Annotated in this window: 26 protein-coding genes and 5 tRNA genes; 11 read left to right on the top strand and 20 right to left on the bottom strand. The window is 58.5% G+C overall.

What is annotated here, in order from left to right; all coding sequences use genetic code 11:
* Positions 1-16: 16 nt before the first annotated feature.
* The 7 genes from proX to leuA all read left to right on the top strand — a co-directional run bounded on the left by proX (position 17) and on the right by leuA (position 7,556).
* Positions 17-1,015, top strand: coding sequence for a glycine betaine/L-proline ABC transporter substrate-binding protein ProX (gene proX, locus AC3EMD_RS05630; protein ID WP_008806141.1), 999 nt, complete (start codon positions 17-19; stop codon positions 1,013-1,015).
* A 183-nt stretch (positions 1,016-1,198) separates the two neighbouring features.
* Positions 1,199-1,945, top strand: a complete 747-nt coding sequence (locus AC3EMD_RS05625; protein ID WP_064166199.1) for an AzlC family ABC transporter permease — start codon at positions 1,199-1,201, stop codon at positions 1,943-1,945.
* Positions 1,935-2,270 (top strand): L-valine transporter subunit YgaH, encoded by a 336-nt coding sequence (ygaH, locus tag AC3EMD_RS05620; RefSeq protein ID WP_008806143.1) that lies wholly within the window; start codon positions 1,935-1,937, stop codon positions 2,268-2,270. The genes AC3EMD_RS05625 and ygaH overlap by 11 nt, the downstream gene beginning before the upstream one ends.
* 90 nt (positions 2,271-2,360) lie before the next feature.
* On the top strand, positions 2,361-2,891 hold the full coding sequence (gene mprA / locus AC3EMD_RS05615) for a transcriptional repressor MprA (RefSeq protein ID WP_002914337.1): 531 nt from the start codon (positions 2,361-2,363) through the stop codon (positions 2,889-2,891).
* A gap of 125 nt (positions 2,892-3,016) precedes the next feature.
* Positions 3,017-4,189, top strand: coding sequence for a multidrug efflux MFS transporter periplasmic adaptor subunit EmrA (emrA, locus tag AC3EMD_RS05610; RefSeq protein WP_008806144.1), 1,173 nt, complete (start codon positions 3,017-3,019; stop codon positions 4,187-4,189).
* A gap of 15 nt (positions 4,190-4,204) precedes the next feature.
* On the top strand, positions 4,205-5,743 hold the full coding sequence (gene emrB / locus AC3EMD_RS05605) for a multidrug efflux MFS transporter permease subunit EmrB (RefSeq protein ID WP_008806145.1): 1,539 nt from the start codon (positions 4,205-4,207) through the stop codon (positions 5,741-5,743).
* A 136-nt stretch (positions 5,744-5,879) separates the two neighbouring features.
* Positions 5,880-7,556 carry a 2-isopropylmalate synthase gene (gene leuA, locus AC3EMD_RS05600; RefSeq protein WP_008806146.1) on the top strand — a complete coding sequence of 559 codons (1,677 nt, stop codon included), beginning with the start codon at positions 5,880-5,882 and terminating at the stop codon, positions 7,554-7,556.
* On the opposite strand, the gene AC3EMD_RS05595 is transcribed toward leuA, so the two are convergent.
* From AC3EMD_RS05595 to mltB, 20 genes are all read right to left on the bottom strand, one after another.
* Entirely contained in the window at positions 7,535-8,302 is a 768-nt protein-coding gene (locus AC3EMD_RS05595; protein WP_008806147.1) for an AraC family transcriptional regulator, read from the bottom strand. The genes leuA and AC3EMD_RS05595 overlap by 22 nt on opposite strands.
* Positions 8,303-8,354: 52 nt before the next feature.
* Positions 8,355-8,870, bottom strand: a complete 516-nt coding sequence (gene luxS, locus AC3EMD_RS05590; protein WP_002914351.1) for an S-ribosylhomocysteine lyase — start codon at positions 8,868-8,870, stop codon at positions 8,355-8,357.
* 163 nt (positions 8,871-9,033) lie between these two features.
* Positions 9,034-10,590, bottom strand: coding sequence for a glutamate--cysteine ligase (gshA, locus tag AC3EMD_RS05585; RefSeq protein ID WP_016161681.1), 1,557 nt, complete (start codon positions 10,588-10,590; stop codon positions 9,034-9,036).
* A 66-nt stretch (positions 10,591-10,656) separates the two neighbouring features.
* Positions 10,657-11,085, bottom strand: a complete 429-nt coding sequence (locus AC3EMD_RS05580) for a YqaA family protein (protein WP_008806149.1) — start codon at positions 11,083-11,085, stop codon at positions 10,657-10,659.
* Entirely contained in the window at positions 11,082-11,648 is a 567-nt protein-coding gene (gene yqaB, locus AC3EMD_RS05575) for a fructose-1-phosphate/6-phosphogluconate phosphatase (RefSeq protein ID WP_004174701.1), read from the bottom strand. The genes AC3EMD_RS05580 and yqaB overlap by 4 nt, the downstream gene beginning before the upstream one ends.
* A gap of 124 nt (positions 11,649-11,772) precedes the next feature.
* Positions 11,773-12,087: a BON domain-containing protein gene (locus AC3EMD_RS05570; RefSeq protein ID WP_008806150.1), complete on the bottom strand. Its 315-nt coding sequence runs from the start codon at positions 12,085-12,087 to the stop codon at positions 11,773-11,775.
* Positions 12,088-12,375: 288 nt separating this feature from the next.
* Positions 12,376-12,452 (bottom strand) — tRNA-Arg (locus AC3EMD_RS05565).
* 228 nt (positions 12,453-12,680) lie between these two features.
* Positions 12,681-12,757: transfer RNA gene (locus AC3EMD_RS05560), tRNA-Arg, on the bottom strand.
* Positions 12,758-12,813: 56 nt separating this feature from the next.
* Positions 12,814-12,890: transfer RNA gene (locus AC3EMD_RS05555), tRNA-Arg, on the bottom strand.
* 150 nt (positions 12,891-13,040) lie between these two features.
* Positions 13,041-13,117, bottom strand: a tRNA-Arg gene (locus AC3EMD_RS05550).
* 4 nt (positions 13,118-13,121) lie between these two features.
* Positions 13,122-13,214: transfer RNA gene (locus AC3EMD_RS05545), tRNA-Ser, on the bottom strand.
* A gap of 322 nt (positions 13,215-13,536) precedes the next feature.
* Positions 13,537-13,722: a carbon storage regulator CsrA gene (gene csrA, locus AC3EMD_RS05540; RefSeq protein WP_000906486.1), complete on the bottom strand. Its 186-nt coding sequence runs from the start codon at positions 13,720-13,722 to the stop codon at positions 13,537-13,539.
* Positions 13,723-14,086: 364 nt separating this feature from the next.
* Positions 14,087-16,714 carry an alanine--tRNA ligase gene (alaS, locus tag AC3EMD_RS05535; protein WP_012540791.1) on the bottom strand — a complete coding sequence of 876 codons (2,628 nt, stop codon included), beginning with the start codon at positions 16,712-16,714 and terminating at the stop codon, positions 14,087-14,089.
* 251 nt (positions 16,715-16,965) lie between these two features.
* Positions 16,966-17,466 carry a recombination regulator RecX gene (gene recX / locus AC3EMD_RS05530; protein ID WP_008806152.1) on the bottom strand — a complete coding sequence of 167 codons (501 nt, stop codon included), beginning with the start codon at positions 17,464-17,466 and terminating at the stop codon, positions 16,966-16,968.
* 70 nt (positions 17,467-17,536) lie between these two features.
* Positions 17,537-18,595, bottom strand: coding sequence for a recombinase RecA (gene recA, locus AC3EMD_RS05525; protein WP_004205686.1), 1,059 nt, complete (start codon positions 18,593-18,595; stop codon positions 17,537-17,539).
* A gap of 90 nt (positions 18,596-18,685) precedes the next feature.
* On the bottom strand, positions 18,686-19,183 hold the full coding sequence (gene pncC / locus AC3EMD_RS05520) for a nicotinamide-nucleotide amidase (RefSeq protein ID WP_008806153.1): 498 nt from the start codon (positions 19,181-19,183) through the stop codon (positions 18,686-18,688).
* Between the two features lie 138 nt (positions 19,184-19,321).
* Positions 19,322-20,200, bottom strand: a complete 879-nt coding sequence (locus AC3EMD_RS05515) for a metal ABC transporter substrate-binding protein (protein ID WP_016161684.1) — start codon at positions 20,198-20,200, stop codon at positions 19,322-19,324.
* Between the two features lie 7 nt (positions 20,201-20,207).
* The gene (locus AC3EMD_RS05510) at positions 20,208-21,071 is read right to left on the bottom strand and encodes a metal ABC transporter permease (protein WP_008806155.1); all 864 of its coding nucleotides are present in this window, start codon (positions 21,069-21,071) and stop codon (positions 20,208-20,210) included.
* A complete protein-coding gene (locus tag AC3EMD_RS05505; RefSeq protein WP_162493235.1) occupies positions 21,068-21,778 on the bottom strand; it encodes a metal ABC transporter ATP-binding protein in 711 nt (236 codons plus the stop codon). Before AC3EMD_RS05505 ends, AC3EMD_RS05510 begins: the two co-directional genes overlap by 4 nt.
* Positions 21,779-22,873: 1,095 nt before the next feature.
* Positions 22,874-23,953, bottom strand: a complete 1,080-nt coding sequence (gene mltB, locus AC3EMD_RS05500; protein WP_012540785.1) for a lytic murein transglycosylase B — start codon at positions 23,951-23,953, stop codon at positions 22,874-22,876.
* Between the two features lie 277 nt (positions 23,954-24,230).
* On the opposite strand from mltB, the gene srlA reads away from it, so the two are divergent.
* The 4 genes from srlA to srlD are packed head-to-tail and all read left to right on the top strand — an operon-like array spanning position 24,231 to position 26,930.
* Positions 24,231-24,794: a PTS glucitol/sorbitol transporter subunit IIC gene (gene srlA / locus AC3EMD_RS05495; RefSeq protein ID WP_016161686.1), complete on the top strand. Its 564-nt coding sequence runs from the start codon at positions 24,231-24,233 to the stop codon at positions 24,792-24,794.
* Positions 24,791-25,762, top strand: coding sequence for a PTS glucitol/sorbitol transporter subunit IIB (gene srlE, locus AC3EMD_RS05490; protein WP_012540783.1), 972 nt, complete (start codon positions 24,791-24,793; stop codon positions 25,760-25,762). Before srlA ends, srlE begins: the two co-directional genes overlap by 4 nt.
* Positions 25,763-25,775: 13 nt before the next feature.
* On the top strand, positions 25,776-26,138 hold the full coding sequence (gene srlB / locus AC3EMD_RS05485) for a PTS glucitol/sorbitol transporter subunit IIA (protein ID WP_008806160.1): 363 nt from the start codon (positions 25,776-25,778) through the stop codon (positions 26,136-26,138).
* 12 nt (positions 26,139-26,150) lie between these two features.
* A complete protein-coding gene (gene srlD / locus AC3EMD_RS05480; RefSeq protein ID WP_008806161.1) occupies positions 26,151-26,930 on the top strand; it encodes a sorbitol-6-phosphate dehydrogenase in 780 nt (259 codons plus the stop codon).
* Positions 26,931-26,944: the final 14 nt, after the last annotated feature.

The following is a 26,944-nucleotide window of genomic DNA, read 5'->3' as shown; positions in this document are numbered from 1 at the left end:
AATAAGAGGAACCACCATGCGACATCGTACGATGATGGCCACCGCCGCCTTTGCCACCCTGATCGCCACCAGCACCTTCGCCGCCGACCTGCCGGGCAAAGGGATTACCGTGAAGCCTGCCCAGAGCACTATTTCGGAAGAGACCTTCCAGACCCTGCTGGTCAGTCGCGCGCTGGAGAAGCTTGGCTACACCGTCGAGAAACCGAGCGAAGTGGACTATAACGTTGCCTATACCTCGATTGCCGCCGGGGATACCACCTTTATCGCCACCAACTGGCAGCCGCTGCACGATGACATGTACGCCGCGGCGGGCGGTGATAACAAATTCTATCGTAAAGGGGTGTATGTCTCAGGCGCCGCCCAGGGCTATCTGATCGACAAAAAAACCGCCGAGCAGTACCACATCACCTCCATCGATCAGCTTAAAGATCCGCAGATCGCCAAACTGTTTGATACCAATAACGACGGTAAAGCGGATCTCACCGGCTGTACGCCAGGCTGGGGCTGCGAAGCGGTGATTAACCACCAGATTGACGCCTATGGCCTGAGCAAAACCGTCACCCATAACCAGGGCAACTACGCGGCGATGATGGCTGACACCATCGCCCGCTATAAAGAGGGTAAACCGGTGCTCTACTACACCTGGACGCCGTACTGGGTCAGCGACGTGCTGAAACCTGGCAAAGACGTCGTCTGGCTGCAGGTGCCGTTCTCCTCCCTGCCGGGCGAGCAGAAAAACATCGACACCAAACTGGCCAACGGCGCCAACTATGGCTTCCCGGTGAACACGATGCACATCGTCGCCAACAAAGCCTGGGCCGAGAAAAATCCGGCCGCCGCCACCCTGTTTAGCGTCATGAAGCTGCCGATCGCCGACATCAACGCCGAGAATGCGATGATGCACGAAGGCCATGCTTCCGAAGCCGACATTAACGGTCATGTCGATGGCTGGATCAAAGCCCACCAGCCGCTGTTCGACAGCTGGGTGAAAGCGGCGCTCGCCGCGCAGCAGTAACCCTGCCTCCCGGATAAGGCGCTCCGTCTTATCCGGGCTCCCTTTCCCTCGTTGCTCGCAGCACAGAGTATGGAAAAGCGGATTCCAGGAATTTCCATAGTGTTAAGGCGCGTCGCGCTCTGTTAAGGTGGACCCATCGGTCAATTTGTCACCTTCACATGGATCCAGCGATAAGTTATTCATATGGAAAACCCCGCGCCCTTAACCTGTGCCTTATCTGAACGTGTCGCCACCGTCGGCGAAGGCATCAAAGACAGTCTCCCCATCGTTATCAGCTACCTGCCGGTGGCTTTCGCCTTCGGACTGAACGCCACCCGGCTGGGATTCACCCCGCTGGAAAGCCTGTTTTTCTCCTGCATTATTTACGCCGGCGCCAGCCAGTTTGTGATCACCGCCATGCTGGCCGCCGGCAGTTCGCTGTGGGTCGCCGCCCTGACGGTGATGGCGATGGATGTCCGCCACGTGCTGTATGGTCCCTCATTGCGCAGCCGCATTCGCTCAGCGCTGGATAAAAAGAAAACCGCCCTCTGGGCCTTTGGCCTGACCGATGAGGTTTTCGCCGCGGCCACCGCCAGGCTGGTTCGCGATAACCGCCGCTGGAGCGAAAACTGGATGCTCGGTCTCGCTTTTACTTCCTGGGCATCGTGGGTATGCGGCACGCTGGCCGGCGCCTGGTCCGGCAACGGCCTGCTGGTGGATTATCCCGCGGTGGAGGCCGCGCTCGGCTTTATGCTGCCGGCGCTGTTTATGAGCTTCCTGCTGGCCTCATTCCAGCGCCAGCAGTCACTCTGCGTCACGGCAGCCCTGGCAGGCGCGCTGGGTGGCATTTTGTTATTTTCCATTCCGGCGGCCATCCTCGCCGGGATTGTCTGCGGGTGTCTGACGGCGCTGGTCCAGGCCATGCTTAAGGGGATGCCGGATGAACAGTGAAGTCCTTCTGCTCGGGGTGATAGTCGGCAGCGTGAATTATCTGTTTCGCTATCTTCCCCTGCGCCTGCGCGCCGGCCATGCCCGGCCTGCCCGCCGTGGCCCGGTCAGCGTGCTGCTGGATACCATCGGCATCGCCTCGATTTGCGCGCTGCTGGTGGTCTCCAGCGTGCCGGAGATCCTCGCCGATGCCCATCGCCTGGCGCCGACGCTGATCGGCTTCCTGGTGCTGGGGGCCGCCTTCTGGAAAACCCGCAGCATTATTGTCCCGACGCTGCTGTCGGCGTTGGCCTACGGTCTGGCATGGAAAATCACCAGCGGACTCTAAGCTTTACGTATCAATTTTAGTCAATAATTCATTTGATTTATTTGTCACAATAGTTATTATATCGGCTGTAATTAATGAGGTCATACCCAAATGGATAGTTCGTTTACTCCCATTGAGCAAATGCTCAAATTCCGCGCCAGCCGCCATGAAGATTTCCCGTTCCAGGAGATCCTGTTAACTCGTCTTTGCATGCATATGCAAGGTAAGCTGCTGGAAAATCGCAATAAAATGCTCAAAGCGCAGGGAATTAACGAGACATTATTTATGGCGCTGATTACGCTGGAGTCACAGGAAAACCACAGCATCCAGCCGTCCGAGCTGAGTTGCGCGCTGGGCTCGTCGCGTACCAACGCCACCCGTATCGCTGATGAACTGGAAAAACGCGGCTGGATTGAACGTCGCGAGAGCGATAACGATCGCCGCTGTCTGCATCTGCAACTGACCGAAAAGGGTCATCAGTTTTTGCGTGAAGTCCTGCCACCGCAGCATAACTGCCTGCATCAGCTGTGGTCTTCACTCAGCACCAGCGAAAAAGATCAGCTCGAACATATCACCCGCAAACTCCTGAGCCGCCTTGACCAGATGGAAGAAGAAGGCGTGCTGGCGGACTCTCTACGCTAAGGGCGGCGTCGCTCAGCCCATTTTTACGTTGCAAGGAAAACAGCCAGGCCAGCAGATCTCTGCTGGCCTTTCTGATAAACAGGTCGGCTCAGCCGATGTGAAATAATAAGATCGTGGAGAATAACATGAGCGCAAATGCGGAGAGCCAAACCCCGCAGCAACCAGGCAGCAAAAAAGGAAAGCGCAAAGGCGCACTCCTGTTGCTGACATTGCTCTTTATTATTATTGCCGTGGCATATGGGATTTACTGGTTTCTGGTACTGCGTCATTACGAAGAGACCGACGATGCCTACGTGGCAGGGAACCAGGTACAAATTATGGCCCAGGTCTCAGGCAGCGTGACCAAAGTCTGGGCTGACAACACGGACTACGTGCAGAAAGGCGATCCGCTGGTGACGCTCGATCAGACCGATGCCCAGCAGGCGTTTGAGAAAGCCAAAACGCAGCTGGCCGCCAGCGTGCGTCAAACCCGTCAGCAGATGATCAACAGCAAGCAGTTGCAGGCGAATATTGACGTCAAAAAGACCGCCCTCGCCCAGGCGCAGGCTGACCTGAATCGCCGCATCCCGCTGGGCGCCGCGAACCTGATCGGCCGCGAAGAGTTGCAGCACGCCCGCGATACCGTCGCCAGCGCGCAGGCCGAACTCGACGTGGCAATCCAGCAATACAACGCCAACCAGGCGATCGTGCTGGGCACCAAACTGGAACAGCAGCCGGCGGTGCTGCAGGCGGCCACCGAAGTGCGTAACGCCTGGCTGGCCCTGCAGCGTACGCAAATCGTCAGCCCGATTAGCGGCTACGTTTCCCGTCGCTCGGTACAGCCTGGGGCGCAGATCGGCACCACCACGCCGCTGATGGCGGTGGTCCCGGCGACCAACCTGTGGATCGACGCCAACTTTAAAGAGACCCAGCTGGCGCACATGCGCATCGGCCAGCCGGCCACCGTGATCAGCGACATCTATGGCGATGACGTGAAGTACACCGGCAAAGTGGTCGGCCTGGATATGGGCACCGGCAGCGCCTTCTCCCTGCTGCCGGCGCAGAACGCCACCGGTAACTGGATCAAAGTGGTACAGCGCCTGCCGGTCCGTATTGAGCTGGATGAAAAACAGCTGGCGGAACACCCGCTGCGCATCGGCCTCTCCACGCTGGTGGAGGTCAACACCACCGATCGCGATGGCGAAATGCTGGCCAGCCAGGTGCGAAGCTCCCCGGTTTACGAGAGCAATGCCCGCGAAATCGCGCTTGAGCCGGTTAATAAACTGATCGACGAGATCATTCAGGCCAACGCCGGATAATTCGGGGTGAGCGTAATGCAACAGCAAAAACCGCTCGAAGGCGCGCAACTGGTTATTATGACCATTGCGCTGTCGCTGGCGACGTTCATGCAGGTGCTGGACTCCACGATCGCCAACGTGGCGATCCCAACCATTGCCGGTAACCTTGGCTCGTCGCTGAGCCAGGGGACGTGGGTCATCACCTCGTTCGGGGTGGCCAACGCCATCTCCATCCCCATTACCGGCTGGCTGGCGAAGCGCGTCGGCGAGGTGAAGCTCTTCGTCTGGTCGACGGTGGCATTCGCTATCGCCTCCTGGGCCTGTGGGGTGTCGAACAGCCTGACGATGCTGATTTTCTTCCGCGTCATTCAGGGGATCGTCGCCGGTCCGCTGATCCCGCTGTCGCAGAGCCTGTTGCTCAGCAACTACCCACCGGCGAAGCGGTCGATTGCGCTGGCCCTGTGGTCAATGACCGTGATCGTCGCGCCGATCTGTGGCCCGATTCTCGGCGGCTATATCAGCGATAACTACCACTGGGGCTGGATCTTCTTCATCAACGTGCCGATTGGTATCGCAGTGGTGATCATGACGCTGCAAACCCTGCGCGGGCGCGAAACCCGTACCGAACAGCGACGTATCGACGGCGTCGGGCTGGCGTTGCTGATTATCGGTATCGGTAGCCTGCAGGTGATGCTCGACCGCGGTAAAGAGCTCGACTGGTTCGCTTCCAACGAGATTATCATCCTGACCATCGTGGCGGTGGTGGCGATAAGCTTCCTGATTGTCTGGGAGCTGACTGACGATAACCCGATAGTCGACCTGTCGCTGTTTAAGTCGCGCAACTTCACCATCGGCTGTTTGTGTATCAGCCTGGCCTATATGCTCTACTTCGGCGCTATCGTACTGCTGCCGCAGCTGTTGCAGGAGGTCTACGGCTACACCGCTACCTGGGCCGGTTTGGCGTCGGCGCCGGTGGGGGTGATCCCGGTCATTCTGTCGCCGATTATTGGCCGCTTTGCCCATAAGCTCGATATGCGTCGGCTGGTCACCTTCAGCTTTATTATGTATGCCGTCTGCTTCTACTGGCGCGCGTGGACCTTTGAACCGGGTATGGACTTTGGTGCATCGGCGTGGCCGCAGTTTATCCAGGGCTTCGCGGTGGCTTGTTTCTTCATGCCATTGACCACCATCACCCTCTCCGGCCTGCCGCCGGAGCGGCTGGCGGCGGCGTCGAGCTTGTCAAACTTTACCCGAACTCTGGCCGGCTCCATCGGGACCTCGATCACCACCACCATGTGGACCAACCGTGAGGCGCTGCACCATGCGCAGCTCACCGAGTCGGTGACGCCGTTCAACCCCAACGCCCAGCAGATGTACGATCAGCTGCAGGGCATGGGAATGACCCAGCAGCAGGCTTCCGGCTGGATAGCGCAGCAGATAACCAACCAGGGGTTGATTATCTCCGCCAACGAAATCTTCTGGGTTTCGGCGGGGATCTTTATTCTTCTGCTCAGCCTGGTGTGGTTCGCCAGGCCGCCATTCAGTGCCGGCGGCGGCGGCGGGGGCGCACACTAAGCATCAGACTAAGGGACCTGCGGGTCCCTTTTTTATGGCGTCAGATTGTCCAATTCTCGCTAGTTTCTGTCTCGTTTGCGAAAGCTCGCCACCCGGTGCTCGGGCAGGATAAAGGCTGACCATTAAGGAGAACACTATGCTGAGCCATCCTGCTGAAAAGTACCGTCCCTATCCGCCGATTGCCCTGCCCGACCGCCGCTGGCCCGACCGGCAAATCAGCCACGCCCCGCGCTGGCTGTCGACCGACCTGCGCGACGGCAACCAGGCGCTGGCGGAGCCCATGGACAGCGCCCGCAAACTGCAGTTCTGGGATCTGCTGCTGGAGTGCGGTTTTAAAGAGATTGAGGTCGCCTTCCCTTCCGCTTCGCAAACCGATTTCAACTTCGTCCGCCAGCTGATCGACGAGCAGCGCATCCCGGAAGATGTCACCATCCAGGTGCTGACCCAGGCGCGGGATCCGCTGATCCTGCGCACCTTTGAGGCACTGCGCGGCGCCCGCCAGGCCACCGTCCACCTCTACAATGCCACCGCGCCGCTGTTTCGCGAGCTGGTCTTCGGGATGGATAAAGCCGAAGTGATCGCCCTGGCGACCCGCGCCACCCGACTTATCCGCCAGCAGTGCGAACAACAGCCGGAGACCCGCTGGCAATACGAATACTCACCAGAGACCTTCTGCTTTACCGAACCCGAGTTTGCCCTTGAGATTTGCGAGGCGGTGGCGGACGTCTGGCAGCCCTGCGCCGAACGGCCGATGATCGTCAATCTGCCGGCGACGGTGGAAGTGAACACCCCCAACGTCTATGCCGATCAGATCGAGTATTTTTGCCGCCACTTCTCCCGCCGCGGCGAGGTCTGCATCAGCGTGCACCCGCACAACGACCGCGGGACCGGTGTCGCCAGCGCCGAGCTGGCGGTGATGGCCGGCGCCGATCGGGTGGAAGGCTGCCTGTTTGGCAATGGCGAACGCACCGGCAACGTCTGCCTGGTGACGCTGGCCATGAATCTCTACAGCCAGGGCATCGACCCTGAGCTTCGCTTCGAGCAGATGAACCGGGTGGTGGAGGTGGTGGAAAACTGCAACCAGATCCCCGTTCACCCACGCCACCCGTGGGCGGGAAGTCTGGCTTATACCGCCTTCTCCGGCTCCCATCAGGATGCCATCAAAAAAGGGTTTGATGCCCGTCAGCCAGGCGATCCGTGGCAGATGCCCTACCTGCCCATTGATCCACAGGATATTGGCTGTAGCTATGAGGCGGTGATCCGCGTCAACAGCCAGTCGGGAAAAAGCGGCAGCGCCTGGCTTATCGAACAAAACCATGGTCTCAAGCTGCCCCGCGGGCTGCAGCAGGACTTCAGTCAGCATGTACAGCAGGTGACCGATAGCGACGGCAAAGAGATGACCCACCACGCGCTGTGGCAGCTGTTCCGCACGCGCTACGGCCTGCTGGCGCAGCCTGCGCTGACGCTGCTTGATTATCAGAGCGCCAGCCAACAGGATGGCCAGCTTTCGCTGCAGGCGACGCTGCGACACCACGGCGAAACCCGACGCCTGCAGGGCCAGGGCAACGGCCTGCTGTCGGCCGCCGCCAGCGGCCTCAGCGCGCTGCTCAGACAGCCGTTTATGATTAAGGACTACCATGAGCATACCCTTGGCGCACGCAGCGACAGTCGGTCGGTCGCCTATATCCGCTGCGTTTTTCCACAAGGTGAAAGCTACTGGGGAGTGGGTATTGATAATGACGTGGCGCGCGCTTCGCTGCAGGCATTGTGCAATGCGATCAGCGTCGCCGATCAGGTCGAAGGGCGAAAATAGTCGCTGGGAGCAACGCCCATCACCCGACGAAACATGGCGCTGAAGGCGCTATGGCTGCCGTAGCCCAGCTCCAGCGCCACCCGCAGCACGGAGTGACCCTGCGCCAGGCGAATCAGCGCTTCCATTAGCTTCGCCCGGCGCACCCACTCGCTCCACGTCAGGCTAGTCTGCTGCTGAAAATGGCGGTTAAGGGTTCGCTCACTCATGCTGCACACCTTTGCCGCCTGGCCGCTGCTCCAGGCTTCGCCCGGCGCCTCGCGTACCTGCTGGCACAGCCGACGCAGCGTGTCACTTTGCGGTTCCGGCAGGCCAAACGGCAGGATCGCCATCCCGCGGATCTCATCGAGGATCAGCTCATAAATCCGTTCGTCACGGCTGGCGGGGGCATAGCACTCGGCCAGTCCCAGGGATGAGACGATCAGTTCCCGCAGCAGCGGCGTGATCTGTACGATCTGGCAACCCGCCGGGAGATCGGCGCGCGCCAGCGGATCGATAAACAGGGTGCGCGCCGCCACGTTGCCGGTCATACGCAGCGCGTGCGGCGTTCCCGCCGGCAGCCAGACGCCGCGCCCGGGAGGCACCACCCAGTAACCTGCCGGTGTCGCGACCCGCACCACGCCGCTTAAAATATGCAGCAGCTGGGCGCAGTCATGCTGATGCCAGTCTTCCTGGTCACCGTGGGCATAATCATGGGCAAAAGGCACCAGCGGGCGGTGCTGAAAGGAGAAAGTCGTGGTGGTCGTCATGGCGGCGTCAGGAGAGCGGCCCGGCGACAGGCGTCGGGCCGTGGCGGAAGCACTAGATGTGCAGTTCCTGCAGTTTTTCTTTCGGCAGCGCCAGTTCGTCGTTGCTGTTGATGCGTACATCGCGCTCAATGATATGACGAGCGATGTCCTGGGCCTCTTCCAGCGAGTGCATGGTATAGGTTCCGCACTGGTAGACGTTGAGCTCCGGGATCTGGTTCTGATCTTTCACCTTCAGCACATCGGCCATCGCCGCTTTCCAGGCGTCAGCGACGCGCTGCTCGTCCGGTGTACCAATCAGGCTCATATAGAACCCGGTGCGGCAGCCCATTGGCGAAATGTCGATAATTTCCACGCCATTCCCGTTCAGGTGATCGCGCATAAAGCCCGCGAACAGGTGCTCCAGGGTGTGGATACCGCGTTCCGGCATCACTTCCTGGTTCGGCACGCAGAAGCGCAGATCGAAAACGGTGATTTCATCGCCATGCGGCGTGTTCATTTTCTTCGCGACACGCACCGCTGGGGCTTCCATTCGGGTATGGTCGACTGTGAAACTATCTAACAACGGCATTCGTCACCTCCGGGAGTGATTTTTTTTAAAATAAAATGAACTCTTTGTTCAGCCGCGAGTCTCAGTATATGAAAGACGCGCATTTATTATCATCATCATCCCTGAATCAGAGATGAAAGTTTGGCCACATTGATGTGGCCTTTTTCTTTTGTATCGTCAGCGGCTATGCGTGTCGTGCCAGCAGCGCTTCGAACGGCTCACTGTCTTCCGCTTCCACTTTCTTCTGCCGCGCCACCGATGCCTCGCGCTCGGCGATGAAATCGGCTTCGCTCAGGATCTCCAGCGGCTCTTCCCGCAGCTGCGTCCGATAGCGATCCGCCAATGCACGGCCAGTGCCGCCAATCCCTTCTTCAATCATAGAACGCAGAATGCGGGCTGAGAAGGTTAATTCCGGATCGTCAAAGCAGGCCAGCAGCTCGTCGCAGACCTGCTGATATGCCTGGCCACCGTGGATACTGTCAAGGATCTGCGCCACGCGGCGTAAATCGCGGAACAGATCTTTGCCCACCTGAGCCAGCGGGAACTGCGCGCTTTCGCAGCCAATCCCCAGCGTTAAGCCCGGCTTACGCCCTTCCAGAATCACCCGATTCCAGTTGGTGCGAGTGCACAGCAGCTCATCGCTGCTCATCTCCGGCGCGTCGGCCAGCGCGCACCAGACCATAAACAGATCGAGGAAACGCACCTGCTGGGCGTCAACGCCGATCGGCGAGAACGGGTTGATATCCAGCGAACGCACTTCAATGTACTCAATGCCGCCGCGGAGCAGCGCATCGGACGGGGTTTCGCCCCGACGGGTCACGCGTTTCGGACGGATCGGCGCATAGAGTTCGTTTTCAATCTGCAGGATATTGCTGTTGATCTGCAGATACTTGCCGTCTTTCTGCAGCCCGATTTTAGCGTACTCTTCCGACGGCGTTTTAATCGCCCGCTTCAATCCTGCCACATACTCATGCAGATCGTTAAACGTAATTCCGAGATTGCTTTGCGACTTATTGGTATAACCGAGGTCGCTGAGGCGCAGCGAGGTGGCGTACGGCAGGTAGTACATACCATTACCCGCTTCCTCAAAAGGCAGCGTCGTCGGTTTCCCTTGCAGGAACGAGGAGCAAATCGCCGGCGAGGCGCCGAACAGATAAGGGATCACCCAGCCAAAACGATAGTAGTTACGAATCGAGCGGAAATAGCCCGCCGAGATAGCTTCTTTACCGCTTTCGACGTCTTCCACGCCACACTTCGCCTGCCAGAACGCCATCGGCAGCGAGAAGTTATAGTGCACGCCGGAGATAGTCTGCATCAACGCGCCATAGCGGTTCTTCAGCCCCTCGCGATACAGCGTTTTCAGACGCCCCACGTTTGAGGTGCCGTACTGCGCCAGCTCAATATCCTGACCGGGAGCGATATAGCATGGCATACTCAGCGGCCACATCCGCTCGTCGCCCAGCTGACGCGCGGTATAGCGATGGACATCGCGCATAAAGGTCAGCATATGCTCAATATCGCCATCCACCGGCGTAATGAACTCGAGTAAAGCTTCGGCAAAATCGGTGGTAATCCATTTATGCGTCAGCGCTGAGCCTAACGCCAGAGGGTGACCGGTCGTTGCAAGGGTGCCGTCTGCGTTCACGCGCAGCGTTTCCCGCTCCAGACCACGTTGAATACCCTGCAGAGCCTGCGGATGTTTTTCCAGCCAGGCCAGCGCCTGTGATACGTCCGGGATCAATTTGACCTCCCGCCTGTCGAAATCGTTTGAATAAGCATAATTGTAATGGATGAACTATCAGTCCAATTAGTGCCACCACGTCATACCCTGAAGCGTCGCTGCTGCAATAACGATATAGCGCAGCGCCTTACCAAGGCATAAGAAAAAGAGTACCGGTCCCCAGGAAATGCGCATCCATCCCGCCAGCAAACACAGTAAATCGCCGACAACCGGCGCCCAGCTCAGTAAGAGCGTGACCGCGCCGTAGCGCTTAAGCCAGCCAGCCGCCCGCTCCTGCCAGCGCGAGGTTTTGCGCAGCGGAAACAAGCGCCCCAGAATAACGTTAGTTACCCCTCCAAGGCTATTGCCGATTGTTGCTATTAATACTAACCACCATGGATGACTGACCCCTGCAAGTAGCATAGCCACCAGCACAACCTCCGAATTACCGGGAAGCAGCGTGGCACTTAAAAAGCTACTGGCAAACAGCGAGGTGAGTGACAGCGCGTCACTCACAGCAAACGCACGTCAACAGCGTCCATGCCTGCACGCTTCGCCGCCTGCAGACCAAAGTCGGCATCTTCGAAGACCACGCATTTTTCCGGCGCGACGCCCATGCGCTCGGCGCACAGCAGGAAGGTATCGGGCGCGGGTTTATGGTTGACCACATGATCGGCCGCCACCACCGCAGAGAAGTAATGACGCAGGCCCAGGTGCGCCAGCAGCGCCTCGGCGACGGCGCTTTCGCTGCCGGTACCCACCGACATCGGGCGACGACCATGCCACGCCTTGACCACCTCAATTAGCGGCAACGGGCGTACGCTGTCCAGCAGCATCGCCTTAACCGCCTGGGTTTTTTCCTGCGCCAGGCGATGTGGATCGAGATCCGCCTGGTTGAGTTCAATAATCGCCTGGGCAATCCGCCAGGTTGGTGAGCCATTGAGCGCGACCATCGCCTGTTCGTCGAAACGCATACCGTAGCGGCCCAACACCTCGTTCCATGCCTGCCGATGGGTCGGCTCGGTATCGAGAATGGTGCCATCCATATCAAAGATCAGTCCTGCGTAACCTTCGTACATTGTCTTCTCACCAACCGGTTAATGAATAGTTACTCTATCGCAAAAGCCCGTCGTTGTCGCGGCCAGCGGCTCAAACGACAAAGGCGCCCTCAGGCGCCTTCAGGCATAAACCGGGTAGTGGGTCTTATTTAATACGCAGATCGTTCTCGACCATACGCACGCCCTGTACCCGACGGGTGACTTCCACCGCACGTTTAGCGCTTTCCGCAGAGGAGACAAACCCGCTCAACTGCACGCGGCCTTTAAAGGTCTGGACGCTGATTTCTGAGGACTTGATATCTTTATCGTTAAAGAGCGCCGTTTTCACCTTAGTGGTCACCACGGTATCGTCAATGTAACCGCCGGTGCTTTCTTTGGTGGACGAACCGGCACAGCCAGTAAGGGCCGTCGCCACCAGCAGCGTCGCGCAAAAAGCAGGTATTGCTTTGAACCATTTCATGGATTTCTCTCCTTGCATTTAACTCAGCCTGATAACGCTGATATACAAGGATAAATTATAGTGGAAAGCGCGGCTTGCCAATAAAAAAAGTCAGTATGAAACCGGTGATGGAAAACGAGGTTATCGGGATGGTGAGGAGAGAGTAAAGAGTGAAGATGGTGCATCCGGGAGGATGACTCAGCTAAGCCTCGCCCTTCGGGCCGTTGCTTACGCAACGTTATCCTCCCTGGTGCTGGCGCTGATTTCGCAGACCATACAACAACGTCGTCGCTGTTACTAAGGAGAATATGGTGCATCCGGGAGGATTCGAACCTCCGACCGCTCGGTTCGTAGCCGAGTACTCTATCCAGCTGAGCTACGGATGCATCGGGAAAGCTATTTTACTGCGGGGTTACTCTCCTGGCACTTACGATGGTTTCGCAAACCAGATAACAACAATGTTGCTGTTACTAAGGAGAATATGGTGCATCCGGGAGGATTACTCGGCTGCGCCTCGCCCTACGGGCCGTTGCTTACGCAACGTTATCCTCCCTGGTGCTGGCGATAATTTCTCAGACCATAAAACAACATCGTCGCTGTTATCAAGGAGAATATGGTGCATCCGGGAGGATTCGAACCTCCGACCGCTCGGTTCGTAGCCGAGTACTCTATCCAGCTGAGCTACGGATGCATCGGAATAACTAGTTTACTACAGAATTCATCTGAATAATCAGAATCGGGCAAGAATGGTGCATCCGGGAGGATTCGAACCTCCGACCGCTCGGTTCGTAGCCGAGTACTCTATCCAGCTGAGCTACGGATGCATCGGGAAACTTGCTTTACTACGCGTCAGTGTCACAACTAACACCTGCCACACTGAGTATGATGGCCTAATCGGTAGAGTGACTCGATTATACCTCGCACTGCGGGCCGCTGCTTTCACAGCGTTCTTCTCTCTTAATTCAGAAAGAAGATGGTGCATCCGGGAGGATTCGAACCTCCGACCGCTCGGTTCGTAGCCGAGTACTCTATCCAGCTGAGCTACGGATGCAAAATGGCGGTGAGGCGGGGATTCGAACCCCGGATGCAGCTTTTGACCGCATACTCCCTTAGCAGGGGAGCGCCTTCAGCCTCTCGGCCACCTCACCACACACGCCTCTTTCGAGTGCTTCGAAGAACTTGTTTCTGCTCTTCGTCGCTGCGATGGCGCACATATTACTTTCTGGTACTTATAAGTCAAACACTTTTTCGAGACCTTTTTTCGTTTGCACACTTCGCACGCAATTCGCGTGCAAAAACGGCAAAAAGGGCAATTTATCAACAGGAAATCAGACCTGACGCAGGCATAACGCCAAACAGCCAAAGCGGCAAAGGGTGATGAAAACCGGTATTGCGCAGGGGAAAAAGTGAAAAAGGAAAAAATAACGGCGGGAAGGGATGCGCCTCACTGAACAGCGAGGCGCGGAAACCTTAGTAACTGGACTGCTGGGATTTTTCAGCCTGAATACGCTGGTAGATCTCTTCACGGTGAACAGATACTTCTTTAGGGGCGTTTACGCCAATACGAACCTGGTTACCCTTCACCCCTAAAACTGTCACAGTGACCTCATCTCCAATCATGAGGGTCTCACCAACTCGACGAGTCAGAATCAGCATTCTTTGCTCCTTGAAAGATTAAAAGAGTCGGGTCTCTCGTATCCCGGCATTATCCATCATATAACGCCAAAAAGTAAGCGATGACAAATACCTTGCGGTATAAGGCAGTCATGGCATCACATTCTGTTAAACCTAAGTTTAGCCGATATACACAATTTCAACCCGACTTTATCGTTATCAGTACTTATGACGCAAGGTGCCGTTTCCCCGAGGTTACGGCACCTATACCCGCCATACTTCAAGTTGCCTGTGTGTTGGCTTTCCTCACTCACCCCAGTCACTTACTTGAGTAAGTTCCTGGGGATTCGCTGCGTCGCCGCCTTCCTGCCACTCGAATTATTTAGGGTATAGGCGTTTATAGTTATTACAGTTTTGCGCTGACCCAGCCTTTCACACTGGCTAACGCTGCAGGGAGAGCAGACGCATCGGTACCACCGGCCTGCGCCATATCCGGACGACCGCCCCCTTTACCGCCCACCTGCTGAGCGACCATACCAACCAGCTCCCCTGCCTTCACGCGATCTGTCACATCCTTAGACACACCGGCAATCAGGGAAACTTTACCGTCTGCGACCGTAGCCAACACCACAACCGTCGAACCCAGTTGGTTCTTCAGATCGTCAACCATGGTACGCAGCATCTTCGGCTCCACGCCGGCCAGCTCGCTGACCAGCAGCTTAACGCCGTTAATCTCTTCCGCTTTGCTGGAGAGGTTTGCGCTCTCCTGCGCCGCAGCCTGCTCTTTCAGCTGCTGCAGCTCTTTTTCCAGCTGACGGGTACGCTCCAGCGCGGCGCGAACTTTCTCGCCGAGATTGTGGCTGTCGCCCTTCAGCAGCTGTGCGATATCGCTGAGCTGATCGCTCTGCGCGTGCAGCATGGCTATCGCGCCCTCACCGGTCACCGCTTCGATACGGCGCACGCCAGCGGCGGTACCGGACTCAGACGTGATGCGGAACAGGCCGATATCACCGGTACGCGCCGCGTGAGTCCCGCCGCACAGTTCAGTGGAGAAATCGCCCATCTGCAGCACGCGGACACGGTCATCGTATTTCTCGCCGAACAGCGCCATGGCGCCGGATGCGCGCGCGGCATCGATATCCATAATGTTGGTTTCGATAGCCAGGTTACGACGGATCTGCGCGTTGACCAGATCTTCGACTGCACGGATCTCTTCCGGCTTCATCGCTTCGAAATGCGAGAAGTCAAAGCGCAGCGCTTTATCGTTAACCAGCGAGCCTTTCTGCGCCACATGGGTGCCGAGCACCTGGCGCAGCGCCGCATGCATCAGATGCGTCGCGGAGTGGTTCAGACGGATACGCTGACGGCGAGCCTCGTCCACATCGGCCTGCACCGCGTCGCCCACTTTCAGAGAACCGCTGGCGACTTTACCGATATGACCAATGGCCTGACCGTACTTCTGCGTGTCGCTGACGGCGAAGGAGAAGCCTGCGCCTTTCAGTTCGCCTTTATCGCCCACCTGGCCGCCGGACTCCGCATAGAACGGGGTCTGGTCGAGGATCACCACCGCTTCCTGGCCCGCGCTGACGCTATCCACCGCTTTACCGTCGATAAACAGCGCAGTCACTTTGCCGTTCAGCTCCAGATGATCGTAGCCTTTAAATTCAGAGGCGCCGTCAACGCGGATCATCGCGTTATAGTCAGCGCCGAAACCGCTGGACTCGCGCGCACGGCGGCGCTGCTCTTCCATGGCGGCCTCAAAGCCAGCTTCGTCAACTTTAATGTTGCGTTCGCGGCACACGTCCGCCGTCAGGTCGACCGGGAAGCCGTAGGTGTCGTACAGACGGAAGGCCGTTTCGCCATCCAGCGTGTCGCCTTTCAGCTTCGACAGCTCTTCATCCAGCAGCGCCAGTCCGCGCTCCAGAGTACGGGCGAACTGCTCTTCTTCAGTTTTCAGTACCTGCTCAACCTGAGCCTGCTGCTGTTTCAGTTCTTCACCGGCGGAACCCATCACGGCGATCAGCGGGGCAACCAGTTTCCAGAAGAAGGTGTCCTTCGCGCCCAGCATGTTGCCGTGACGGATCGCACGGCGAATGATGCGACGCAGCACGTAGCCGCGGTTTTCATTCGACGGGATCACGCCGTCAGCAATCAGGAATGCACAGGAGCGAATGTGGTCGGCAATCACACGCAGCGACTTGTTCGTCAGGTCGGTCGCGCCGGTGACTTTCGCCACGCTGGCGATCAGATCGCGGAACAGGTCGATATCATAGTTGGAGTTAACGTGCTGCAGCACGGCGGCAATACGCTCCAGCCCCATACCGGTATCAACGGACGGCTTCGGCAGCGGCTCCATGGTACCGTCAGCCTGACGGTTGAACTGCATGAAGACGATGTTCCAGATCTCGATGTAACGGTCGCCGTCTTCTTCCGGGCTTCCCGGAGGGCCGCCCCAGATGTGATCGCCGTGGTCAAAGAAGATTTCGGTGCACGGGCCGCACGGACCCGTGTCGCCCATCTGCCAGAAGTTATCAGAAGCAAACGGCGCGCCTTTGTTGTCGCCGATGCGGATGATACGCTCGCGCGGAACGCCTACTTCGTTAGCCCAGATGTCGAACGCTTCGTCATCGGTCTCGTAGACGGTAACCCACAGCTTCTCTTTCGGCAGGGCGAACCAGTTTTCACCGGTCAGCAGTTCCCATGCGTATTTGATGGCATCCTGTTTGAAGTAATCGCCAAAGCTGAAGTTGCCCAGCATTTCAAAGAAGGTGTGGTGACGCGCGGTGTAACCGACGTTTTCCAGATCGTTGTGTTTACCACCCGCACGCACGCAACGCTGCGCGGTGGTCGCGCGCGAGTAATTACGTTTGTCGAGGCCAAGGAAGACATCCTTGAACTGGTTCATCCCGGCGTTGGTAAACAGCAGGGTTGGATCGTTGTGCGGTACCAGGGAGCTGCTGGCAACTACCTGATGTCCCTTACTATGGAAAAAGTCGAGAAACGCCTGACGGATCTCAGCGGTGCTCTTGCTCATAATTATCCTGAAATCAAGCTACACGTCATCCTTCAAGTCGCCTCTGTCCTGGCTGCGCTTGCTCTCCCGGCACCGAACTGACGTGCGTTCCAGAAGATGTTCTCTCTTGCCGCCCTGATGCAGCTTGAATGATTTTGTGTATAAGGAATAATCGCCCTGGACGCTGTCTGTACTGTCACAACCAGCGGCCCGACGGAATAAAGTGGGAATAAGATAAGTTTTCTTTACGGCGAAGTAAAATCCCCGATGGGTCAATCTGCAAAATTTCGCCAGATTTCCTGGATATCTTCCATCAGGTAGCCGCGGTAAAGCAGGAATCGCTGAACTTTCACTTTTTCAGTAAAGGCGGAAGGTAACGGTTCGCCGTATTTACGCTGCGCCTGCTCCCTGGCAAGGCTCACCCAGTCGATATCACATTCGCGCATCGCCTGTTCAACGTCCTGGCGGGCAATCCCTTTCTGGCTGAGCTCCTGACGAATGCGCGCCGGGCCATAGCCTTTGCGGCTCCGGCTGGCGATGAACTGGCCGACAAAACGGTGATCGTCGAGATAGCGGTTTTCGATACACCAGGCAACCACCTGCTCCAGCTCTTCGGGGGTGACGTCCAGCGCCTCGGGGCCATTTTTGCTCATTACTGGTGCAGCCAGTTTGCGCCGCAGCTCCTGTTCGCTGTGGTCGCGCATGGCCAAAATGCGGATAGCGCGGTCCAGCAGGCGAGCGTAGCCGGAGCGGCGTGATGAAGGTTCAGTCACAGGCACCTCAATAATCTAAGAAATGCAAAAGGGCCGCATAAGCAGCCCTTTATCACTCTGTTAGACGATATCAGAAATCTTGTTCCGTTTCTTCTGCGTCGTTGCCGTCAACGGCGAAGTCCGGCGTAGAGTCCTGGTTGTTGAGCAGCAGTTCGCGAACTTTCTTCTCAATTTCTTTCGCCGCCGCCGGGTTCTCTTTCAGCCAGGTGATCGCGTTCGCTTTACCCTGACCAATTTTGTCGCCGTTGTAGCTGTACCAGGCGCCCGCTTTCTCAATCAGCTTCTCTTTCACGCCCAGGTCAACCAGCTCGCCGAAGAAGTTGATGCCTTCGCCGTAGAGGATCTGGAATTCAGCCTGTTTGAACGGCGCGGCGATCTTGTTCTTCACCACTTTGACGCGGGTTTCGCTGCCGACGACATTGTCGCCCTCTTTCACCGCGCCGATGCGGCGGATGTCCAGACGCACGGAGGCGTAGAACTTCAGCGCGTTGCCGCCGGTGGTGGTTTCCGGGTTACCGAACATTACGCCGATTTTCATACGGATCTGGTTGATGAAGATCAGCAGCGTGTTGGACTGCTTCAGGTTACCCGCCAGCTTACGCATCGCCTGGCTCATCATACGCGCCGCGAGACCCATGTGAGAATCGCCGATTTCGCCTTCGATTTCCGCTTTCGGCGTCAGCGCCGCGACGGAGTCGACGACGATAACGTCAACCGCGCCAGAGCGCGCCAGCGCGTCACAGATTTCCAGCGCCTGTTCACCGGTATCCGGCTGAGAACACAGCAGGTTGTCGATATCCACGCCCAGTTTGCGCGCATAGACCGGGTCCAGCGCGTGTTCGGCATCGATGAACGCACAGGTTTTACCTTCACGCTGCGCTGCGGCGATAACCTGCAGCGTCAGGGTGGTTTTACCGGAAGATTCCGGCCCGTAGATCTCGACGATACGGCCCATTGGCAGACCGCCGGCGCCGAGCGCAATATCCAGAGAAAGCGAGCCGGTGGAGATGGTTTCTACGTCCATAGAACGGTCTTCACCCAGGCGCATGATGGAGCCTTTACCGAATTGCTTTTCGATCTGGCCCAGTGCAGCCGCCAACGCTTTCTGTTTGTTTTCGTCGATCGCCATTGTTACTCCTAATCATGCAGGGTGAAGCGTGTTCGCTTCGCCGTTAATATTTGTTCAGTTGAGGCAATTATACTGTATGGTCATACAGTATCAAGTGTTTTGTAGAAATTGTTGCCAGAGCAGATTGAGCGCATAGGCCGTCGCCTGACGACGCACCGCTTCGCGGTCTCCGGCAAAGCATTCGCGCCGCGTCACGCCTTGCCCGCTCACGCTGGCGACACCAAACCACACCGTGCCGACCGGCTTTTCGTCGCTGCCGCCATCCGGCCCGGCGACGCCGCTAACGGAGATGGCATAGTCCGCGCGCGCCGCGCGCAGTGCGCCGATCGCCATCTCGACCACCACCGGTTCGCTCACTGCACCGTTCTCCCGCAGCGTCGCTTCGCTGACGCCGATCATTTGCGATTTGGCTTCGTTGCTGTAGGTCACAAAACCGCGTTCAAACCACGCTGAGCTGCCGGCAATATCGGTGATCGCTTTCGCTATCCAGCCGCCGGTGCAGGATTCCGCCGTGGTCACCGTCGCACCGCGCGCCTTCAGCGCCCGGCCCACCTTCTCGCTTAGCTGCATTAATTCTGAATCGGTCATTATCGCCCCGCTTTGGTCTGGATAAAGAGGCCATCAAAGATAGCACTTTCCACAGAGATATGGGGACGAGGTGTGGAATTTACGAGGGGACATCCAAAATGAATCATCCCGGCGACGCCGGGATGATAAATCGCACGATTACTTCATGCTGGCAGCGATCAGCGCCACGTTATGACGCATCATTTTCACATAGCTATCCGCGACGCCACCCGGTGCGGAGAGCGCCTCCGGATAGAGTTCGCCCCCCGGCTGGGCGCCTGTCGCGCTGGCGATTTGCTTCACCAGCCGCGGGTCAAGCTGGTTCTCCATAAACCAGGTATGGACGCCATCGGCTTTGATTTGCTTAATCAGCGCCGCCACCTGCGCCGCGCTGGCCTCGCTCTCTGAAGAGAGCCCCTGTGGCGCGAGGAATGTCACATTGTAAGCGCGGCCAAAATAGCCGAAGGCGTCATGGCTGGTCAGGACCTTGCGCTTTGCCAGCGGAATGGCGCTGAACTGCGCTTTCGCCCAGCCGTCGATATTCGTCAACTGCTCGATATAGCGCTTGCCGCTGCTGGTCAACGCCGCTTTATCTTCCGGGTCGGCTTTCACCAGACCATCGAGGATATTCTGCGCATACAACGCGCCGTTCGCCGCGCTGTTCCAGGCGTGGGGATCGGTCACCGTTTTGCCATCCTCATCAAGGGTATGGGTCTTGACGCCTTTCGAGGCCACCACCAGCTCGCCCTTAAAACCAGAGGCCTTAATCAGACGATCCAGCCACCCTTCCAGCCCCAGGCCGTTGACCACCACCACGTCGGCCTTGCTGAGCAGCGCACTATCTTTCGGCGAGGGCTCGAAGGTATGTGGATCGCCGTCCGGGCCGACCAGCGTATCGACATGGACATGCTCGCCGCCGACCTGCTGCACCATATCACCCAGCACCGAAAAACTGCTTACCACGTTCAGCGTTTTTGCCATCGCCCCCTGCGCCATCAACCCCAATGCCAGCGCCACAACCATTGCACTACGTTTCATCATTTCCTTACCCCATCAATTTGCGCCAGCCGATCAGCAGCCGGCTATGCGTGCCAAAAAACAGCGAAATAAAAAACAGCGCGCTGGCGGTCAGCACGATGGCGGGCCCGGCGGGAAGACTGGCCGCCCAGGAGAGACTTAATCCCAGCCAGGCGCAGAGTGCGCCGGAGAGCGCCGCCAGCAGCAGAATGCCCGGCAGCGTTCGCGCCCAGCAGCGCGCGGCAACCGCCGGAAGCATCATCACCCCTACCGCCATCAGCGTGCCGAGTACCTGAAACCCCGCCACCAGATTAAGCACCAGCAGCGCCAGAAACAGTCCATGCAGCAGCGCGGGAAGGCGGGGGTGGTTCACCTGCAGCCAGGCGCTGTCGAACGCCTCGCTGACCAGACCGCGGTAGCACAGCGCAATGCACAGCAGCGTCAGGCTGGCGACGCCGCTGACAAACAGCGCCGCGTCACGATCGACCGCCAGAATAGAGCCAAATAACAGATGCAGGAGGTCGACGCTGGAGCCGCGCAGCGACACCAGGGTGACGCCCAGAGCCAGCGATCCCAGATAAAATCCGGCAAAACTGGCGTCCTCTTTTAACGGTGTCCGCCGGCTCACCCACCCGGCCACCAGCGCCACCACGATGCCGGCGATGAAGCCGCCCAGGGTCATGGCCAGCAGCGACATGCCGCTCAGCAGATACCCCACCGCCACCCCGGGCAGAATGGCGTGCGACAGCGCATCGCCCATCAGGCTCATGCGCCGCAGCAGCAGGAAGACGCCCAGCATGGTGGTGCTCAGCGACAGCGCCAGACACACCACGAGGGCCCGACGCATAAAACCAAATTCAATGAAAGGCTGAAAGAAGGTGTGCCAGATCATGCCGACCTCGCATGACTGAAAGCCGGAAGTACCGCCCGGGTGACGCCCCAGCAGGCGCGTTGGGGAGTCAGCAGCAGCGTCTCGGGGAAAAAGTCGGCCACCCGCTGGTTATCATGCAGCACCGCCAGGATGGTCTGCCCCTGCTGATGCATCTCGAGGATCAATTCCATCAGTTCCCGGCAGGTCGCTTCGTCGATGCCGGTGAAAGGCTCGTCGAGCATCACCAGCGGCGCCTGCTGCACCATCACCCGGGCAAACAACATGCGCTGAAACTGGCCGCCGGAGAGCGCCTCAATCGGCGATTTCGCCAGACCCGCCAGCCCGACCCGCTCCAGCACCGCGCTGATACGTCGCCGGGTATCGCCGCCCAGACCGCGTAGCAGCGACACGCCGGGCCATGCGCCCTGACTCACCACATCCTGCACGTTGAGAGGAAACTGCGACTCGAGGGCATGGCGCTGCGCCAGCCAGCCAATCACCGGCCGTTTCCCCTGCCAGCGCAGGCGGCCACTGACCGGTGGTAGAAACCCGGCGAGCGTTTTCAGCAGCGTTGATTTTCCGCAGCCATTGAGGCCAACGATTGCTGTCAGGCTGCCGGGGCATATCATCCCGCTCAACGGTGGGGTGATCGCCACCCCGTCATAGCCAGCGACCAGTTGCTCCAGCTCAATCATGGCAGCGCCACCGCCCACCAGGTCGCTAACCATAGCGCCACCAGCAGCACGCCTGCGATGGTCGCGCGCGTCGCGCCGGAGGCCATAAAAACTGATGTGAACATATTTCACCTCTTTTAATGTTATAACATAACAATACAGAAGCGAAAAAAGAATGTAAATCAGTGTCAGTGAGCAGAAATGTAACAAAGGTCAACAAGAGGCATGCGGGCGGGTAAAAACGGGAGGTTAAGCGCGGCCTCCCCGGCGTCATCCCCCGGTCGCGCTGCGCTTACCGGGGCTAGCAACCGGATACCGCATCGTAGCCCGGATAAAGCGCTGCGTGCCGCTATCCGGAGAGGCGCGGAATCTGTCAGTAACGTAGCCGCAGTGTTACCGATGGGCGACAAGCTGTCATTGAACTCTCCCCCGGTCGCGCTGCGCTTACCGGGGCTAGCAACCGGATACCGGACCGTAGCCCGGCTAAGGCGCTACGCGCCGCTATCCGGGGAGGTTCGAAATCTGTCAGTATCGTAGCCGCAGTGTTGCCGATGGGCGACAAGCTGTCATTGAACTCTCCCCCGGTCGCGCTGCGCTTACCGGGGCTAGCAACCGGATACCGGACCGTAGCCCGGCTAAGGCGCTACGCGCCGCTATCCGGGGAGGCGCGGAATCTGTCAGTAACGTAGCCGCTGTGTTGCCGATGGGTGACAAGCTGTCATTGAACTCTCCCCCGGTCGCGCTGCGCTTACCGGGGCTAGCAACCGGATACCGGACCGTAGCCCGGATAAGGCGCTGCGCGCCGCTATCCGGGGAGGCGCGGAATCTGTCAGTAACGTAGCCGCTGTGTTGCCGATGGGTGACAAGCTGTCATTGAACTCTCCCCCGGTCGCGCTGCGCTTACCGGGGCTACCAACCGGATACCAGACCGTAGCCCGGATAAGGCGCTGCGCGCCGCTATCCGGGGAGGCGCGGAATCTGTCAGTAACGTAGCCGCTGTGTTGCCGATGGGTGACAAGCTGTCATTGAACTCTCCCCCGGTCGCGCTGCGCTTACCGGGGCTACCAACAGGATACCAGACCGTAGCCCGGATAAGGCGCTACGCGCCGCTATCCGGGGAGCTCGAAAGATGTCGGCCGGTTGAAAGGATCAGTACCCGCCACGGGCCTGCGAAACCGCCAGACCCAGCTGCCAGACGGCCATCGCGTAGTGGGTGCTGTGGTTATAGCGGGTGATGGTGTAGAAGTTCGGCAGCCCGTACCAGTACTCATAGCCGGTGCCGACATCCAGCCGCAGCAGACTGGCCTGCTGATGGTTACCCAGCGGCTGGGTTGGGGTAAGCCCCGCCGCCGCCAGCTGCGACACGCTGTATTTGGTTTTGAAACCATTCTCCAGCCCCGGCGCCTGGCCCAGCGCCTGCACCGCCACCAGATCGCCGCTCACCCAGCCATGCTGTTTGAAGTAGTTGGCCACGCTGCCGATGGCATCCACCGGGTCCCACAGGTTGATATGGCCGTCACCGTTAAAATCGACCGCATACTGCTTATAGGAGGACGGCATAAACTGGCCGTAACCCATCGCCCCGGCGAAAGAGCCTTTCAGATCCAGCGGGTCGTCGCTTTCGCTGCGCGCCATTAACAGGAAGGTTTCCAGCTCCGACGAGAAGTATTCAGCGCGGCGCGGGTAGCTAAATGACAAGGTCGCCAGCGCATCAAGGATGCGGGTTTTGCCCATCACCCGACCCCAGCGAGTCTCCACGCCGATAATGCCGACGATGATTTCCGGCGGCACGCCATAAACCTGATAAGCGCGGTTCAGCGCATCCTGATACTGGTTCCAGAACACCACGCCGTTCTGCACATTATCCGGGGTAATAAACTGTTTCTTGTAGCGCAGCCAGGCGCCGGTCGGCCCGGTCGGCGGCAGGCCGGTCGGCGCCTGACGATCCATCAGCCGCAGGACGTAATCCAGGCGCTTAGCCTGCGACAGGATCTCCTGCAGCTGCTGTCTGTCGAAGCCGTGCTTCGCCACCATCTTATCGATGAACTGCGCCGCCGCCGGGTTGTTGGCGAAGTCGCCGCCCATCTGCATCACGTTATGCTGCGGTTCCAGCAAAAAGCCGCCGGTTCCACTCGCCATCTCCGTTTCCGCGGGGGTCTTGGGTTTGCTGCTGCAGGCAGCGAGGAGCACACAAAGGGGAAGTAAAGCCAGATAGCGACGCTTCAACATGGGAATTCCGTTTAACAAATTCAGCAAGGGATAATTATGGTAAAGCATGCGACGACCAACAAGAAAGCGACAATCCGTTTGTAGACAAAATAGTCCTTCATCGCCCCCTTCCCGGCATGCTGTCATGCGCCTCATCGTTTCATCCTCTTACCTCCAAACTTTCAAAATAAAATATTTATCTTTCATTTTGCGATCTATTTAACACTTTAAAATCTTTCAAAGTGATTAAAATCAGCCTGCAGTTAGCAAGAAAAATAACACGCTGAAGGAGAGAACAATGATTGACGTCGTTACCCACGGCGCGGAGTGGTTCATCGGCCTGTTTCAGAAAGGCGGCGAGGTGTTTACCGGTATGGTGACCGGGATCCTGCCGCTGCTGATAAGCCTGCTGGTGATCATGAATGCGCTGATCAACTTTATCGGCCAACAGCGGATCGAAAAGCTGGCGCAGCGCTGCGCCGGCAACCCGCTTACCCGTTACCTGCTGTTGCCCTGCATCGGTACCTTTGTCTTCTGCAACCCCATGACCTTAAGCCTTGGCCGCTTTATGCCAGAGAAGTACAAACCAAGCTACTACGCGGCGGCCTCCTATAGCTGTCATTCGATGAACGGGCTGTTTCCGCATATCAACCCCGGCGAGCTGTTTGTCTATCTCGGTATCGCCAACGGCCTCACCACGCTGGGCCTGCCGCTTGGCCCGCTGGCGGTGAGCTACCTGCTGGTTGGCCTGGTAACCAACTTCTTCCGCGGTTGGATCACCGACCTGACCACCTCTATTTTCGAGAAAAAAATGGCGATTCAGCTTGCCCGGAAAGTGCATCTGTCAGGAGCGACATCATGACCCGCATTCGTATTGAGAAAGGCACCGGCGGCTGGGGCGGCCCCCTTGAACTCGACGTCGTCGAGGGCAAAAAGATCGTCTATATCACCGCCGGCACCCGACCGGCGATCGTTGACCGCATCGCCAGCCTGACCGGCTGGCAGGCGGTGGACGGTTTTAAAGAGGGCGAACCGGCGGAAAGCGACATCGGCGTGGCGATTATCGACTGTGGGGGTACCCTGCGCTGCGGGCTCTATCCCAAGCGCCGTATCCCTACGGTGAATATCCATGCCACTGGCAAATCGGGGCCGCTGGCGCAGTATATCGTCGAGGATATTTACGTCTCCGGGGTGAAAGAAGAGAACATCAAACTGCTGGAAGATAGCGGCGAGACGGCAGCGCAACCACTCCCTGCCGCGGGCCGCGATTATGACGCCAGCAAAAAGATCACCGAACAGAGCGACGGCCTGCTGGCTAAGGTCGGGATGGGGATGGGATCGGTGGTGGCGGTGCTGTTCCAGGCCGGACGCGACACCATCGACACGGTGCTGAAAACCATTCTGCCGTTTATGGCCTTCGTCTCGGCGCTGATCGGCATCATCATGGCCTCCGGCATCGGCGACTGGATTGCCCACGGCCTGGCGCCGCTTGCCAGCCATCCGCTGGGGCTGGTGACCCTGGCGCTGATCTGCTCCTTCCCGCTGCTGTCGCCGTTTCTCGGCCCCGGCGCCGTTATCGCCCAGGTCATCGGCGTGCTGATCGGCGTCCAGATCGGCCTTGGCAACATTCCACCGCACCTCGCCCTGCCCGCGCTGTTTGCCATTAACGCCCAGGCCGCCTGCGATTTTATCCCGGTAGGCCTGTCGCTGGCCGAGGCCCGTCAGGATACCGTGCGCGTCGGCGTGCCGTCGGTGCTGGTCAGCCGCTTCCTCACCGGCGCGCCAACCGTGCTGATCGCGTGGTTCGTTTCCGGATTTATTTACCAGTAAGAGGTTCCTGAAGATGACCGTCATTTACCACACCACCATTACCCGCATCGGCGCCTGCGCGACGATGGCGCTGGAAGAGCAGATGCTGATCACCTTCCGCGAGGGCGCCCCGGCGGATATCGAAGAGTATTGCTTTATTCACAACCACGGCGAGCTTGCCGGCCCCCTGACGCCGGGCGCAGAGCTGCAGCTCGGCGACAGGCGTTATCCGGTGACCGCCGTCGGCGAGGTCGCCGAACAAAACCTGCGCGAGCTGGGCCACATCACCCTGCGCTTCGACGGCCATCGTGAAGCGGAGTTTCCCGGAACCGTTCACGTCGCCGGCCCGGTGCCGGATGCTATCGCGACCGGCTGCGTACTGAAATTTGTTGCTTAGAAGGAGAGAAAGATGAATCAGGTTGCTGTTGTCATTGGTGGCGGACAAACCTTAGGAGAGTTTCTGTGCCGCGGTCTGGCCGCCGAGGGCTACCGCGTGGCGGTGGTCGATATTCAAAGTGAAAAAGCCAGCCGCGTCGCCCAGGAGATCAACGCTGAATATGGCGAAGGCACGGCATACGGCTTCGGCGCCGACGCCACCAGCGAAGCCAGCGTCACTGCCCTGGCTCACGGGGTGGATGAGATTTTCACGCGCGTCGATCTGCTGGTGTACAGCGCCGGGATTGCCAAAGCGGCGTTTATTAGCGACTTCGCGCTGGGGGATTTCGACCGCTCGCTGCAGGTGAACCTGGTGGGCTATTTCCTCTGCGCCCGCGAGTTCTCGCGGCTGATGATCCGCGATGGCATTAAAGGTCGCATCATTCAGATCAACTCGAAGTCCGGCAAAGTGGGCAGTAAGCACAACTCCGGCTACAGCGCGGCGAAGTTCGGCGGCGTCGGGCTGACCCAGTCGCTGGCGCTGGATCTGGCGGAGTACGGTATTACCGTCCATTCGCTGATGCTCGGCAATCTGTTGAAATCGCCGATGTTCCAGTCGCTGCTGCCGCAGTATGCCACCAAGCTCGGCATTGATGAGAGCGAAGTCGAGCAGTACTACATCGATAAGGTGCCGTTGAAACGCGGCTGCGATTACCAGGATGTGCTGAACGTGTTGATGTTTTACGCCAGCCCGCAGGCGTCGTACTGCACCGGGCAGTCAATTAACGTTACCGGCGGCCAGGTGATGTTTTAAAAGGTTCCCGGATG

This window comes from Klebsiella sp. PK18, assembly GCF_057784655.1.
Note: the sequence above shows the minus strand (reverse complement) of the source record. Positions and strands in the feature narration are given on the sequence as shown.